Raw genomic sequence first — 14,693 nt, forward strand, 5'->3', positions numbered from 1 at the left:
GATCGGCACGATCCGCGAGGCGGCGCAGCACCTGCTCGCCACGTCACCGCAGGCCGCCTCGCGCGACGCGGGGGCTGCGGATCGGCACCGGGCGCCGACCACGTGGACCTCGCGACCAGGCCCCGCGGCGCGTCCGGCTCGGCTCGCTGAGCGACGCGGTCGACCTCGCGCGGGAACACCTGCGGGACCACGCCGACGCCGCTCCCGAGCTCACCAGGCCGCTGCGGACCTGGCTCGCGACGGCGCTGATGCTGCGCGGCGACACCACGGCGGCCCACGACGTCTCGCAGCAGGCCCTCGGCACCGCGGAACCGGCGGGGAACCACCGGGACGCCGAACCGTGCCCGGAGCTGTTGCTGCTCAACGCCCTCTCGCACAACGACCAGAGCAAGGTCGCCGCCATCGCGGACCGGGTGCTCGAGCCGCCGGGACCGCACAGCGACGACGTCCGGGCCGCCGCGCTCAACGTGCGGGCGATGTCGCTGTGGCGGGAGGGCAGGCTCGACGCCGCGATCGACACCATCGACGAGGCGGTGCGGATGCGTGGTCAGCTCACCCGCGCGTGGCAGTGCGATCCACTGTGGACCCGCGCCTGGCTGCTGACCAAGGTGCGCGAGCTCGACGAGGCGCTCGCCGCCGCCGAGACCGCGCGGGCGGCGATCGACACCGAGCACAACGGTGTGCTCAACCCGGTCCCGCTCGCCCTGCGCGCCACGATCCTGCTGGCCAAGGGCGAGCTGGCGGCGGCGGAGTCGGACGCACGGGCCGGGCTGGTGGCCTCCGAACGCACGGAGATGCCGTTGTACGAACCGCAGCTGCGCGCCGTGCTGGTGATCTCGGCGCTGCGCCGCGGTGATCTCGCCACGGCCGCCGACAGCCTGCGTCGGCTGGAGGAGTGCGCACCGGCCGAGCGCGCGCGTCCGTGGTCGGCTCTCGTGCGCGTGCTGGCCGCGGTCGTCACGTCGGCGCGTCGCGGTGCGCACGCGGCGATGGACGAGCTGCGCGGATCCTTGGTGGATCCCGAGCAGTGCCGCCAGCTCCTGCTGGAGGACCCGTCGATGGCGGCGTGGGCGGTGCGCACCGCGTTGTCGGCGGGAGAGCGGGAGAACGCGGAGAACGTGGTCGCCGCAGCCGAGCAGATCGCGGCGGGCAACCCGGCTTTCCCCGTGGTCGTCGCGGCGGCACGGCACGGCCGGGCGTTGTTCGACAACGATGTCAGCGCCCTGCGCGGGCTGGAGGACCGCTACGGCGACCCGTGGGCGGCCGCTTCGGTCATCGAGGACACCGGGACGTTGCTGCGCGACCACGACCGCGACGAGGCCGTGGCCGAGCTGAACCGGGCGATGGCGGCCTACGACGAGCTCGGCGCGGAGTGGGACTCGGCGCGCGTGCGGCGCAAGCTGCGCAGGCTCGGCGTGCGGCGGCGGCACTGGAACCACGAGGCGCGACCGGAGACCGGGTGGGACAGCCTCACCAGCACCGAGGCGAAGGTCGCCAGGCTGGTGGCGCAGGGGCTGACGAACCGGCAGGTGGCGAGCGAGATGTTCGTGTCGCCGCACACCGTCGGGTTCCACCTCCGGCAGATCTACCGCAAGCTGTCGATCCAGTCGCGGGTGGACTTGGCCCGCATCGCGCCCTGAGGGGATGCGGACGTGGTGACGGGTGGGTTCACGTCGTGTGCGCGTTCTCACCCGAGGCCGATTGAAGGTCTTCCGCCAGGGTTTCGGCCCTTGTCCTGCCCGCGTGACCTTGCCCTCGGCTCCCCTGCGCCGCGTGCGCTGTGGTGCCGTCGGCATGACCACGGGCGCCTTGGCGGTTCTCGCGCACTCGAGCGCTGACGGTCACATGCCCGACGCGGGGCTCGTGTTCTCGCTCGTGGCGTTGCTGACGTGGGCGGTGTCCGGGCTGGCCCGGTACGAGCTGACGCCCGCGCGGCTGCTGCTGATCGTCGGCGGCGGCCAGCTGGCGATGCACCTGATGCTGGAGCTCGCCTCGTCGCGGTACGACCACGTGAGCGTCGAACGGATGACCGCGGCCCACGTGGTGGCCACGGCCGTGGTCGTCGGCGTGCTGGCGTTGGCCGAACGCACGGTTCTCGGGCTGGCGCGCGCACTCGCGTCGTTGTTGCCCCGCAAGCTGACGCCGTTCATGGCGACGGCTCCTCTCGCTGTGCCCGTGCACCGGCACGTCCCGGCCGTCCCCGTGGTCCTGGACGTGCTGTCGTGGCGCGGTCCACCGGCTGAACAGGCCTGACTCCCCCTCACCCGAGGCCGGCGCCGCGTGCGCCGGCCTGAGCCTGTTCACGCCCGAATCGGAGCTTTGCCATGTCCACCACGGAAACGTCCACCACGGGAACACCGCCGGTCGCGCGGACCTCGTTCGCCTGGCGCGGTCGGTTCCTGCGCCTGCACTTCTACGCCGGCGTGCTCGTCGGCCCGTTCATCCTGATCGCCGCGCTGACCGGTGTGCTGTACGCCCTGACGCCCCAGCTGGAGTCGTGGGTGTACTCCGACCAGCTGCGCGTTCCCGCGTCGTCCCAGCAGCTCCCGCTGTCCGACCAGGTCCGCGCGGCGATGGCGACCTCGCCGGCCGGTGACCTCGTCGCGGTCCGCCCCGCCCCCGAACCCGGCGACACGACCCGCGTGCTGTTCGCCGAGGAGGGGCTGGGCGAGTCCGAGCGCCGGGCCGTCTTCGTCGACCCGGGCACCGGTGCGGTGACCGGTGATCTCGTGGTCTACGGCTCCAGCGGGGTGCTGCCGTTGCGCACCACCCTGGACCAGCTGCACCGCAACCTGATGCTCGGCGAACCTGGCCGGTTGTACAGCGAGCTCGCCGCGTCCTGGCTGTGGGTGATCGCGCTGGGCGGCCTGGTCCTGTGGCTGACGCGGGCGGGCGGGAGCAAGCGGATCCGCAGGCACGGCCTGCTCGGCGTGTGGGTGCTGGCGGGTGCGCTGTTCCTGTCCGCCACCGGTCTGACCTGGTCGGCCCACGCGGGTGAGAACATCGGCACGCTGCGCCAGGCGTTCGGCTGGTCGACGCCGTCGTTGCAGGTCCCCAGCGGTGGCGACCACTCCGGCCACGGCGAGCACACCTCCGCGCCTGCCTCCGACCCGGCCGACATCGACACCGTGCTCGCGGCGGCGCGGGCGTGGGGCATCGACGCGGGCAAGGTCGAGATCGGGCTGCCCGCCTCCGGCGTGTGGAAGGTCGCGGAGATCGAGAAGGGTCTCGCGAGCCACGGTGACTCGGTGGCCGTGCAGGACGGGACGGTGGTCAGCTCGGTGCGGTTCGCGTACTTCCCGTTCATGGCGAAGATGACCAGGTGGGGCATCGACGCGCACATGGGCGTGCTGTTCGGCTGGCCCAACCAGCTGCTCCTGCTGCTGATCGGCGACTGGCTGGTGGCGCTGGTCGTGATGGGCTACCGGATGTGGTGGAGGCGCAGGCCGACGCGCGGGTTCGACCGGCCGGCGCCGCGCGGGCAGTGGCGCGAGGCGCCGCCGGTGGCGTTGGTGGGGCTCGGGCCGGCACGGTCGTGGTCGGGTGGTTCGCGCCGTTGCTCGGGGTCAGCCTGGTGGTGGACGCGGTGCTGGGGATGCGCGGCAAGGCGAAGGGATCGGTCCGGGCGGAGGCGGGCTGACAACGCCGGCGAAAGGCGCCGGGTGGTGAGCTGCGGGCGTCGCACACCACCCGGCGATGCACGGTCCACAGTGGACAAAGCTTGCCTGATCTGGACATTTGCGGCATATTTACGCCCAGGTGCGCCGGGAAGTCTGGTCGGCCCGCACGTCACAGGCGGTGGCGGCGGAGAGCTGACGAGGGGTGCCCGGATGACGCTCATCCCCCACGCCATCCCCCTGATCAACGACCCGCAGGTCGGGCACGCCCTCGCCGCGCGCTGGCGGCGGGCACGGATGCTGCTGCTGCTCTCCACGGGGGTGCTGCCGGTGGCGATCGGTCTCGTCTGCGTGGTGCTGGCCTGGATCAACTCGGCCGGGCAGCGGATCATGCCGTGGTGGTCGGCGATTCCGGCGCTGGCGGCGGCCGCGTGCGCGTGGGCGTTGGTGTCGTGGTTGCGGCGCAACGGGTTGAGCGATCCGCACTCGTGGTTGCCCGCGACGACGTTGATGACCGGCGCGCAGGTGGTGCTCGGGGTGCTGCCGGGGTCGGGGATCGCGCTGCGGCTCAGTCCGGGTGCGGCGATCGCGGTGAAGGCCCTGTGCGCGGCCGGGGTACTGGGGGCGGGCTCGGCCGGGTGGCTGGCGCGGCTGGCGAAGCGGTCGTTGCTCGCGGTGCCGGTCGTGGAGCTCGGGGCCACGGCGTTTCCGCTCGTGTTGGCGAGCGACGGCGCGAGGGTGGTCATCGGCACAGATCGGATCGACTGGCGAGAGGCCGGGGTCGCGTTCGCCAGGATCCAACGCGTCACGGCGCGAGACGACGCGCTGGTGCTGCACACGGCATCCGGCGCGTGGACGGTGCCGGTCCATGATGCCGTCGAAGCGCGCGACTTGCTGTTGCGCCGGATCGCGTGGTGGCGGGAACAGACTGATGCGGCCGCACAGCAGGAGCGCGAGCGGTACCACCAGTTGTTGTGTGAGCTGAATGCGATCAACGGCCGTGCGTCGACTGGACCGGTCAGCGTCACGGTGGACGCGAACGGCGTCACGACCGGTATCACGCTCGACGCCGCCGCACGCGACCATGACCCCGAGGTGCTGTCGGCGTTGTTGATGGCGTGTATCGGCAAGGCACGCGCGGATGCCCGCAAACGGGTGCAGGACCTGGTGCTCGACCACGCGGCGTGACCCACCCGGAAGTCGGTTGTCCTTCACCGCGGCGCATACGTACGTTCACGTCGACTACGGGAGATGGGGGCGACACATCATGCGCAGACGTGACTTCCTCGCGGCGGCGGCCGGCGTCGCGGTGGTGGCGGCCAACCCGGCGAGTGCGGTGGCCGCGACGCGACAACGGCCGGGCGCCTCGCACGTGCCGGACCTCAACATCGGCGACTTCCCCGTGGTGGCCCAGGTTCGCGCCCGCCGCGGCCTGGAGCACCTCAAGGTCCTGAGCGAGCAGATCGGCCCGCGCATCGGCGGCACCGCCTCCGAGCACCGCGCGCGCGACTACCTCGTCCGGGTGCTCAAGCAGTTGCGCTACAAGGTGACCACGCAGCCGTTCACCGTGCCCGACAAGTACCTCGCGGACATCACCGTCGACCGCACGCGGTGGCAGGCGGGAGCGTCCCGGTTCGGCGCCCTCGGCGTGACGGTCAAGGCCCCGGTCGTCGACGTCGGCGACGGCACCGCGCTGCCCGACCTCACCGGCAAGATCGCGCTGTTCGTCAACGCCCCCACCGGCTCCGCACCCACCCTGGCGGCGATCGAGAAGGGCGCCGTGGCCGTCGTGCTCGGCCGCGTCTCGGCCACCGCGAGCAAGCTCTCCGCGTTCTCCCCCACCCTCACCCAGAACGTGGCCGTCCCGGTGATCGGTCTCGCCCAGGTGCACACCGAACGCCTCCGCGGCACCACGACCGAACTGACCGTCACCACCACCCATCACCCGAACCTCACGTCCTACAACGTGATCGCCGAACGCCCCGCCACCTTCCCGTGGCGTGACAACGGCGTCGTGATGGTCACCGCGCACTACGACAGCGTTCCGGGCTCACCAGGCGCCAACGACGACGGCAGCGGCACGGTCCTGTGCCTCGAACTCGCGCGAGTGCTCCGCTATCTGCCAACGAACAAGACCCTGCGGTTCGCGCTCTGGGGCTCAGAAGAACAAGGCCTCCTCGGCTCCCGTCACTACGTTTCGCAACTCACGCCAGAAGAGATCGCACGCATCAAGGGCGTGTTCCAGAACGACATGGTCGCCACCAGCCACGACCCCGCAACCGCCTACTGGCTGCTGTCGGTCGACGGCGCGGACAACAACACCACCCGCGAGGTCCGCGCAGCCGCCCAACGCCTCGGATACGACCCACGCGTCCACGGCCCGGTGGCGCGCGGGTCGAGCGACCACGTGCCGTTCCACGAGAAGGGCATGGCGTCGGCGAACTTCAGCTGGCGTGGCGAGGGCGGCCCGCACCTGCTGGAGCCGATCTACCACACACCGGAGGACACGATCGCGGACAACGTGAGCCTCGAACGGCTGCAGGTGTCGATGGAGCTCGTCGGCGCGGCCGCGTACCGCCTCGCGACGCAGAAGTAGGACGCAGAGGTAGACCGCGCCCGACCGTGTGGCACCCGCCGTTCCCGCACCAGGTGGGTGCCACACGGTTCGACCTGCGGAGCACCGCGGTCCGCGACCGGAGCGGTCACGCCGTCGGAGCCGTCAGGCCGGTGAGCATCCGGTCGCGCAGCCAGGCCGCGAACTCGTCCGGAGGCAACGGCTTGCTGAGGCAGTACCCCTGCACGATGTCGCACCCCAGCGCGGCCAGCGCGGTCCACGTCTCCTCGTCCTCGACGCCCTCCGCCACCACCTCCAGCTCGAGGTTGTGCGCGAGGCCGAGCAACGAGCGGGTGATCGCACCGCTGCTCGAGTCGGTCCGCATGTTCGTCGTGAACGACCGGTCGATCTTCATCTCGTGCACCGGCATCGTGCGCAGGTAGGCGATGGACGAGTAGCCGGTGCCGAAGTCGTCGATGGACAGCCGGATGCCGAGCTCGCGCAGGCGGCCGAGCACCTCGGTGGCGCGGCGGGGGTCGGCGATGATGGCGCTCTCGGTGATCTCCAGGGTGAGCACGTCGGGTTGGCGGCCGTGGCGTTTGAGCAGGTCGGAGACCTGGTCGGGGAATGTCAGGTCGTGCAGGCACTGGGCGCCGACGTTGACCGAGATCGGCACGTCCCAGCCGGCCGCGTGCCACTGCTGGCACTGGGCGAGGGAGTGGTCGAGGACGTACTGGGTGAGGGGTTCGATCAGGCCGCTCTCCTCGGCGGCCGGGATGAAGCGGTCGGGGCCGAGCAGGCCCAGGCGGGGGTGCTGCCAGCGGCACAGGACCTCGGCGCCGCAGACCGTGCCGGTGCGGACGTCGGCCTTGGGCTGGTAGTGCAGGACGAGCTCCTGCTGGTCGATGGCCCTGCGGAGGTCGCTGACGACGGTGAGCTGGGCGGCGCTGTGCACGTCCAGGCCCGGTTCGTAGGCGGCGGTGCCGAGGCGGTTGCGCTTGGCCGCGTACATCGCGATGTCGGCGTGCTTGAGCAGGTCGTGCGCGTCGGTCGAGTCGCTCGGGTACATGGCGACGCCGATGCTGCAGCCGACCTCGACCGACAGGCCGTCGAGGTCGACGGCCTCCTCCAGGGCGCGGTGCACCTTGGCGGCCACGAGCATGGCGTTCGCCGGGTCGCCGACGGCCGGGAGCAGCACCGCGAACTCGTCGCCGCCCAGCCGCGCCACCGTGTCGTCGCCGCGGACCGCGCTGGTCAGGCGGGTGGCGACGTGTTGCAGCAGGCGGTCGCCGAAGGCGTGGCCGAGCGTGTCGTTGATCGGTTTGAAGCGGTTGAGGTCGATGAGGAACAGCCCGAGCGGCTGCCCGGAGAACTGAGCGCGCTTGATCGCCTCCTCGGTCCGCTGGGTCAGCAACGTGCGGTTGGCCAGGCCGGTCAGCGCGTCGTGCGAGGCCTCGTGTTCGCTCTTGGCCGCCTGGCGCAGGATCTGGCGGCGGTGGCCGAGGAGCACGAGGGTGCAGAGCGCGACCAGGCCGAGGTCGACGATGAACGCGACGAGCGCCGCGGCCCGCAGCTGGCCGTTGTGGCGTTCTGCGTTCTGCAGGTACTCGGTGGTCTCCAGGCGTTTGAGCTGCACGACGGTCGAGAGCTGTTTGCGCAGCGAGACGACGGTCAGCTCGGCCTGGTCGGCCTTCTGCGCCGCCCCGTCCTGGTCACCGGCGTCGCCCAGCGCCACGACCTCGCGCAGCAACGTCGTGTAGTCGCTGTAGAGGTCGCCGACCATCCCGGCGGCACGGGCGTCGGCGGGGCCTCCGTTGTCGCCCAGCCACCGCAGGCTCTCCTCGGCGGCGCCGGCCGCGCTCGCGAGGGGCTGCCGCATGACCGGCGCACCGGAGCGCAGGTAGTCGGACATCGCGTGGTCGGCGACGTCCACGTTCTGCACGACCTGGCCCCAGCGGTCGCTGATCTCGTTGAGCTCGTGCAGGTGCGTGGCCGCGCGCTGGGCGCTCAGGCTCATCCACAGCGCGATGCCCGCGAGCGTGGCGAGGCCGATCGTCAGGCTGACGACCGTGGTCTGCACGGTCGTGCGGGCCTCGACCCAAGTGGACAACATCACCGCGCCTCACGTCCGGAACACGTGCGAAGTGCTCATTGGTACGCATCCAAAGGGTGGTACGCAACCCAACACCCCTCGGTTCGTTTGGACTAGTGTGTCCGGCTGCGGTTCACCCGACGATGGGGCTCACCAATGCTTTCGCGTGCACATGCCCTGCCAGCTGCGGTTCTGACGCTCGCGCTGGTGGTGACGGGGTGCACGGCGACGCAGACGTCCGATGACCCGCCGACGATCGGTTTCCTGGCCCAGAACACCTCGCGGGACTTCTCCCGCGAGATGACCGACGGGTTCAAGGCGGGCGCGCAGATGGTCGGCGTCAAGGCGGAGACCACCGGGCCGGCCACGCACGACGGGCTCAAGCAGGTCGAGCTGCTCAAGGACCTCGCCACCCGCGCCAAGGGCGGCATCGGGGTGTCCGCGGTGGCACCGGAGCTGGTGGCGCAGCCGATGGCGCGGGTGGTCGAGCAGGGCATCCCGGTGATCGCGGTCGCCGGCGGCAGCATCGCGCCCGGCGCAGGCGTGAAGCTGCTGATCGAGAACGACAGCTGGGAGATGGGGCAGCTGCTCGCCGACGCGGCGGCGGACCGGTTGCCGGTCGACGCCACCGGCACCGTCGTGATCGGCAGCAACTCCCCCGCGATGCCCGCGCTCGACCAGCGGTCGGCCGGCATGCGGGCGCGGCTGCTCGAGCGGTTGCCGAAGCTCAAGGTGATGGGACCGCTCGACACCGGACGTGACGCGTCGGCGAACCTCGCGACCTGGCAGCGGATCGTGGCCGCGAACCCGGACGCGCTCGCGTTCCTCGGCGCCGGTGACGTGGACGCGGTCAACCTCGCCGCCGTGCACGCGGCGCAGGGCGGGAAGTGGCTGGCCGGCGCGTTCAGCATCGACCCGAAGGCGTTGCGGGGCGTCAAGGACGGGCACCTGTTCGCGTCGGTGTCGGCCGAGCACTTCCTCAAGGGCGCGGTGGCCGGTCGGCTGCTGGCCGAGCACGCGAAGAACGGCCGCCCGCTGCCGGAGGGCTGGTTCGTCGCGCCGGGGCTGCTGGTGACGCCGTCCAACGTCGACGAGTTCATCAGCAGGCAGGCGACCGAGCAGTCACGACTCGACGCGGCTCGCGCGCAGATCGACGCGCTGACCACCCAGGCCGAACGGCACATCCGGCCGTTGGACCAGGCAAGGTAAGCGCATTCCGCCAGGCGGCGCAGTGGGTTCCGCACGGCGGTGACAGGCCGGTGGTCCCGGGTGAGCATGGCTCGTCCGAGTCACCGCCCTGGAGGACCGCATGATCAACAGAAGAACGCTCGCGAAGACCCTCGGCGCCGCGCTGGCGGTGTCCGCCACGGGGTCCGCCACCGGATCCGCCACCGCCGGTGCGGAACCAGAACCGCACCGGGACCGCCTGCTCGTCCGCGGTGGTGCCGTCGTCACCGTCGACCCCGTGCTCGGCGTGCTGCCCCGCGGTGACGTGCTCGTCGACGACGGCCGGATCGTCGCGGTCGGCCGTGACCTCGACGCCCGCGGTGCTCAGGTGCTCGACGCGACCGGCATGATCGTCATGCCGGGGTTCGTCAACACCCACCACCACATGTGGAGCTCGCTCGGCCGCAACTTCGTGGCCGACGGGTTCCCCTACTTCGCGGCGAAACGCGCCACGTCGACGTTGTACGAACCACAGGACTTCTACCGCAGCGTCCTGCTCGGACTGGCCGAGCTGGCGAACGCGGGCGTGACCACCGTCCACAACTGGTGCAACAACACCCGCTCTCCCGCGCACGCGGACGCGGAGCTGCGCGCACACCGCGAGGGCCTGCTGCGGGCCCGGTTCTCCTACGGCCACGTCGACCAGATGTCCCGCGACGTGCCGGTGGACATGACCGACGTGGACCGGGTGCGGCAGCAGTACTTCGCGAGCGGCACCGCGTTCGACGGGCTCGTGCACCTGGGTGTCAGCGTGCGCGGCCTGTCCCAGAGCAGCGAACCGGCGTTCCTCGCGGACATGGAGGCCGTGCTGAGCCGCGGGTTGCCGGTCTCGATCCACGCGGGCCAGTCGCCGCCGCGGACCGTCGACGCCGCCGACTACGAACGCCGCGGCTGGCTGGGCCCGAAGACGTTGCTGTGCCACTACGTCACGGCGCTCGACAGCGACCTGGAGGTCCTCGCCCGCACCGGCACGCCGCTGAGCTGGGCGCCGCACTCGGAGTTCCGGCTGGGCAGCGCCGGCGACCCGCGGGCGACGTTGCTGCGGATGAACGCCATGGGGCTCCCGGTGTCGCTGTCGTCGGACGCCACGTCGATCGCGCCGTCTGACATGTTCGAGACGATGCGGGTGGCGTGGACGACCGGGATCCCCTGGCAGGGAACGCCCACGGCCGGGTTGCCGGAGGTCGGGTTCCGGCGGGTGCTGGAGATGGCGACGCTGAACGGCGCGCGGGCGTTGGGGCTCGGTGACGTCACCGGGTCGATCACCGCGGGCAAGCGCGCCGACCTGGTCCTGGTGCGCACCGGCGACGTCAACATCGCGCCGGGCGGGCTGGTCGAGACCACGCTGGTGCAGTCGGCGACGCCGGCCAACGTGGACACCGTGCTCGTGGACGGGAGGTTCGTGAAGCGCGGTGGCCGGTTGGTCGGCTACGACGTGGAGCGGATCGTGCGGGAGGCGACGGCTTCGTCGTTGCGGATCCGCACCGCGGCGGGCGGCGTTCTCACACCGCCCGCCTGATCAGTGCGGCACGGAGGCGTTCACAGGTCGAGCACGGCGCGGGTGAACGCCTCCGGGGCTTCCTGGGGCACGTTGTGGCCGATGTCCTTCAGGACCCGGTGCTCGTACGGCCCGCTGAACTGCTTGCGGTACCCGGTGCCGTCCGCGTCGGCGCCGTCGAAGTCGCTGGCGACGGTGATCGTCGGCACGCTGATCACCGGCTTCTGCTGCAGCTCGCGCTCGTAGCCGTCGTAGCGGTGCTCGCCCTCGGCGAGCTGCAGGCGCCAGCGGTAGTTGTGGATGACGATCGCGACGTGGTCGGGGTTGTTCCACGCCGTGGCGCTCTGCGCGTAGGTCGCCTCGTCGAAGTCCCACTTCGGCGAGGCGAGCTTCCAGATCAGCTTGTTGAACTCGTAGGCGTTGCGCGTGTAGCCCTGCACGCCGCGCTCGGTCGCGAAGTAGTACTGGTACCACCAGCCCAGCTCGGCCTGCGGGCTCAGCGGTTCCTGGTTCTGCTTGAGGTTCACGACCAGGTAGCCGCTGACCGACACCAGCGCCTTGACCCGTTCCGGCCACAGCGCCGCCGTGATGCACGCCGTGCGCGCGCCCCAGTCGAAGCCGGCGATCGTCGCCTTGCGGACCTTGAGTGCGTCCATGAACGCGATCACGTCGGCGGCCAGCGCGGACTGCTGGCCGTTGCGGAACGTGCGGGCGTGCAGGAACCGGGTCGGGCCGTAGCCGCGCAGGTACGGGATGAGCACCCGGTGGCCTTTGGCGGCCAGGGCGGGTGCCACGTCGACGTAGCTGTGGATGTCGTAGGGCCAGCCGTGCAGCAGGATCGTCACCGGGCCGTCCGCCGGGCCGAGCTCGGCGTAGCCGATGTTCAGCAGACCCGCGCGGACCTGCTTGATCGGGCCCCACGCCGGGGTGCTCGCGTGCGCGACCGCGTGGGTGAGCGGGACCGCGGCCGCGGTGAGTGCGATGGCCTGGGAGAACTGCCGCCTGCTGATCATGTCCTCGACGGTAGGCCGGGTGGTTTCCGGCTCGCGAGCGTCAGGTGACGGTGTCGGCGTACGTCATGCGGAAGGGCCGGCGCCCCTGGTGGGAGCGCCGGCCCGTGGTGCGTGGATCTGCGTTGCGGGATCAGCGTTGCAGGGTCAGCAGACCCGGCCGGTACGGCAGCTTGCCGTAGTCACCGCCGGAGTTCGGGTTTCGGCCCTGGTAGAGCAGCTGCAGGTTGCAGGGGTCGATGGTCTTGGTCTGGTCGGGGTTGCTGCGGATGAGGTCGCCGTGGCTGATGTCGTTGGTCCAGGTGGCGCCGCTGTTGGCCCGGCCGGCGAACGGGTTGCTCTCGGTCGCGGCCTGCGGGGTCCAGGAACCGTTGAGGCTGCTGGAGGTGAAGGACCGGAAGTAGCGGCCGTTGGCGCCGATGGCCTCGACGATCATCAGGTACTGGTTCTGGCCCTGGACCTTGTAGACCTCGGGCGCCTCGAACAGGTTGTTCGTCGTGTCGCTCATGATGGTCGTGTAGGAGGAGCCGAAGCTGCCGGGGAAGTTCCCGATGGGCATGACCTGGCGGTAGATCTTGCCGTTGTCACCGGCGAAGAACAGGTACATGTTCTGGCCGTCGCCGATGAGCGTCTGGTCGATGGGTCCCGTGCCGGAGCCGGTGATGCTCGCCGTGGAGAGCACCTGCGGCGCCGACCACCCGTTCGGGTTGGTGGGATCGGTCGACGTCCGGTAGGTGAACGCGGTCCCACCCCACTGGTAGGCGAGCACCCAGATGTTCTTCGGGGCGAAGTAGAGCAGCGTGGGCGCGACGGTGCCGGAGCTCATCGCGTTCTGGCTCGCCGAGCCCATGTCGGACCAGTTGGTGAAGGGGGTGAAGTTCATCGAGCCCCAGCTGGTCCCGGTGTCGTGCGTGGTGCCGTAGACCAGGTGCTTGCCGTTGTGCACGACGTGGGTGAAGTCCTTGAGCGACACCCAGCCCTGCCTCGGCTGCGCCAGCGGGCCGGTCGACGACCAGCGGTAGGTCGACGGCAGGGAGCACTGGCCGGGGTTGTTGCTCGTCGTGGTGGTGGGTCCGGTGCCACCACCGACGCGCACGAGCTGCCACTGTTGGTTGGCGCCGCCCCAGTCGCTGTACTGCACGACGTTGCCTCCGTCGGCGGTCGAGGCGCCCTGGACCTCGACTGCCTTGCCGCTGTTGCGGTTGACCAGCCGCACGTGGCCGCCGTCGGAGTCGGCGAGGCGGAACTGCTGGTTGGCGCCGTTGAGGTCAGCCCACTGGACGATGGCGCCGCCGTCGGCGGTGGAGAAGTTGTGGACGTCGAGGACCTTGTTCGACAGCCGCGACTTCAGCCGGTAGTAGCCGCCGCCCGAGTCGACGAACTGCCACTGCTGCTGGTTGCCGTCGTTGCGGGTCCACTGGGTGATGCGGGCGCCGTCGTTCGTGGCGAGGTTGTAGACGTCCAGCGCCTTGCCGCTGTTGCGGTTGACCAGCACGTACCAGGCGGTGGTGTCGACGGTCGCCGCCGACACCGGTGCCGCGCCGACCGCCACCAGGAGACCGCCGAGCAGCACGCCGACGACGGCGGTGACACCGGCGATGCGGCGCCGGCGGGCTCCGGGGAGGGAGGTGGGCGGGTGATGGCCTGTCCTGACCACGGCGTGCTCCTCTTCGTCGAGGTGTTCCGCAAATACGTTGTCGAACGCTCACAGCAGACTGTGGTGCACGAACTCCGCGTGGTCAAGACTTGATGTTAACGCTAACAGTTGCTATTTAGCCCTGGGACGACTGCTAAAGAAGTAGAATTGTTTTAGCAGTGCGAAATGGCCGGGGCCGCTTTCCGGAAGCGACTCCCGCGCACATTCCCGGCCGTTACGCTCCCGCGCCGCCGTCGACCGGCACGATGGCGCCGTTCACCATCGACGCCCGGTCGCTCAACAGCCACGCGGCCACCTCGGCGACCTCACGGGGTTCCGCCATCCGCCCGGCCGGGGTCGACGCGGTGATCTGCGCGGTGACACCCGGTGTGGCCGCCTCCCACTGGTCGATCATCGCCGTCGCGGTGCCGCCGGGGGTGATGCCGTTGACCCGGATGCCCTCCCGGCCCCACGTGACGGCCGCGCTCTCGGTGAGGCTGTTGAGCGCGCGCTTCATGGCGCCGTAGGCGGGCAGCACGGGGTTCGCGCGCCGGCTGCCGATGCTGGAGGTGTTCACGATGGCGCCGCCACCGTTCTTGCGCATCAGGGCCGCCTCGGCGGTCATGGCGGTCCAGTGCCCGCGGAAGTTCACCTCGAACTGCTCGTCGATCGTCTCGTCGCTGGTCTCGTGCACCGGACCGGGTTGCTGCACCACCGCACCGTTGTTGAACGCGCCGTCGAGCCGGCCGTGCAGTTCCTCGACCCGGCCGAGTGCGGCGCGGATGCTGGCGCGGTCACCGAGGTCCACCGCCACCGCGTCGGCCGTGCCGCCCTCCGTGCGGATCTCGGCGACCAGGCGGTCCAGGGCGTCGATGCCGCGGGCGGCCAGTACGACGGTCGCGCCCTCCTGGGAGAAGAGCCGGGCCGCCGCCTCGCCGATGCCGCGGCTGGCGCCGGTGATGAGCACGACCTTGCCGGTGAGAAGTCCGTTGTTCGTCATGGCACCAGCGTCGGCCCGGCCGGGATCCGGATTCAGGTACAGGCTGTACCAGGCTGGGC

10 protein-coding genes are annotated in these 14,693 nt (G+C 71.0%); 6 read left to right on the top strand and 4 right to left on the bottom strand.

All coding sequences use genetic code 11. The features are described 5' to 3' along the window. Positions 1 to 248: 248 nt before the first annotated feature. The 4 genes from BBK82_RS44200 (at position 249) to BBK82_RS44220 (ending at position 6,213) form a co-directional block, all read left to right on the top strand. Positions 249 to 1,640, top strand: coding sequence for a LuxR C-terminal-related transcriptional regulator (locus BBK82_RS44200; protein ID WP_065920239.1), 1,392 nt, complete (start codon positions 249 to 251; stop codon positions 1,638 to 1,640). Positions 1,641 to 1,743: 103 nt separating this feature from the next. Beyond that, a complete protein-coding gene (locus tag BBK82_RS44205; protein ID WP_154697874.1) occupies positions 1,744 to 2,253 on the top strand; it encodes a hypothetical protein in 510 nt (169 codons plus the stop codon). Between the two features lie 71 nt (positions 2,254 to 2,324). After that, positions 2,325 to 4,805: a YbaB/EbfC family nucleoid-associated protein gene (locus BBK82_RS56050; RefSeq protein WP_261340695.1), complete on the top strand. Its 2,481-nt coding sequence runs from the start codon at positions 2,325 to 2,327 to the stop codon at positions 4,803 to 4,805. Positions 4,806 to 4,884: 79 nt separating this feature from the next. Beyond that, the gene (locus BBK82_RS44220) at positions 4,885 to 6,213 is read left to right on the top strand and encodes a M28 family peptidase (protein ID WP_065920241.1); all 1,329 of its coding nucleotides are present in this window, start codon (positions 4,885 to 4,887) and stop codon (positions 6,211 to 6,213) included. A gap of 106 nt (positions 6,214 to 6,319) precedes the next feature. Here BBK82_RS44220 and BBK82_RS44225 read toward each other — a convergent pair whose 3' ends face one another. Continuing rightward, positions 6,320 to 8,284, bottom strand: coding sequence for a putative bifunctional diguanylate cyclase/phosphodiesterase (locus BBK82_RS44225; protein ID WP_237048495.1), 1,965 nt, complete (start codon positions 8,282 to 8,284; stop codon positions 6,320 to 6,322). A 186-nt stretch (positions 8,285 to 8,470) separates the two neighbouring features. On the opposite strand from BBK82_RS44225, the gene BBK82_RS44230 reads away from it, so the two are divergent. Both BBK82_RS44230 and BBK82_RS44235 read left to right on the top strand, forming a co-directional pair. Then, the gene (locus tag BBK82_RS44230) at positions 8,471 to 9,472 is read left to right on the top strand and encodes a sugar ABC transporter substrate-binding protein (protein ID WP_065920243.1); all 1,002 of its coding nucleotides are present in this window, start codon (positions 8,471 to 8,473) and stop codon (positions 9,470 to 9,472) included. 100 nt (positions 9,473 to 9,572) lie between these two features. Next, a complete protein-coding gene (locus BBK82_RS44235; protein ID WP_083268615.1) occupies positions 9,573 to 11,009 on the top strand; it encodes an amidohydrolase family protein in 1,437 nt (478 codons plus the stop codon). Between the two features lie 20 nt (positions 11,010 to 11,029). Here the strand turns inward: BBK82_RS44235 and BBK82_RS44240 are convergent, their stop codons facing one another. The 3 genes from BBK82_RS44240 to BBK82_RS44250 form a co-directional block, all read right to left on the bottom strand. Beyond that, positions 11,030 to 12,001, bottom strand: coding sequence for an alpha/beta fold hydrolase (locus BBK82_RS44240; RefSeq protein ID WP_065920244.1), 972 nt, complete (start codon positions 11,999 to 12,001; stop codon positions 11,030 to 11,032). 130 nt (positions 12,002 to 12,131) lie between these two features. After that, complete coding sequence (locus BBK82_RS44245; RefSeq protein ID WP_083268616.1) at positions 12,132 to 13,655, bottom strand: non-reducing end alpha-L-arabinofuranosidase family hydrolase; 1,524 nt, start codon at positions 13,653 to 13,655, stop codon at positions 12,132 to 12,134. A 214-nt stretch (positions 13,656 to 13,869) separates the two neighbouring features. Next, complete coding sequence (locus BBK82_RS44250; RefSeq protein ID WP_065920245.1) at positions 13,870 to 14,634, bottom strand: SDR family NAD(P)-dependent oxidoreductase; 765 nt, start codon at positions 14,632 to 14,634, stop codon at positions 13,870 to 13,872. Between the last annotated feature and the right edge of the window lie 59 nt (positions 14,635 to 14,693).

Origin of the sequence: Lentzea guizhouensis (assembly GCF_001701025.1) — a bacterium.
Lineage (GTDB): Bacteria > Actinomycetota > Actinomycetes > Mycobacteriales > Pseudonocardiaceae > Lentzea > Lentzea guizhouensis.

Coding starts and splice junctions, on each gene's coding strand:
- BBK82_RS44220 (WP_065920241.1), top strand. CDS start 4,885: ATGCGCAGACGTGACTTCCTCGCGGCGGCGGCCGGCGTCGCGGTGGTG.
- BBK82_RS56050 (WP_261340695.1), top strand. CDS start 2,325: ATGTCCACCACGGAAACGTCCACCACGGGAACACCGCCGGTCGCGCGG.
- BBK82_RS44235 (WP_083268615.1), top strand. CDS start 9,573: ATGATCAACAGAAGAACGCTCGCGAAGACCCTCGGCGCCGCGCTGGCG.
- BBK82_RS44250 (WP_065920245.1), bottom strand. CDS start 14,634: ATGACGAACAACGGACTTCTCACCGGCAAGGTCGTGCTCATCACCGGC.
- BBK82_RS44200 (WP_065920239.1), top strand. CDS start 249: ATGCTGCGCGGCGACACCACGGCGGCCCACGACGTCTCGCAGCAGGCC.
- BBK82_RS44240 (WP_065920244.1), bottom strand. CDS start 12,001: ATGATCAGCAGGCGGCAGTTCTCCCAGGCCATCGCACTCACCGCGGCC.
- BBK82_RS44225 (WP_237048495.1), bottom strand. CDS start 8,284: ATGTTGTCCACTTGGGTCGAGGCCCGCACGACCGTGCAGACCACGGTC.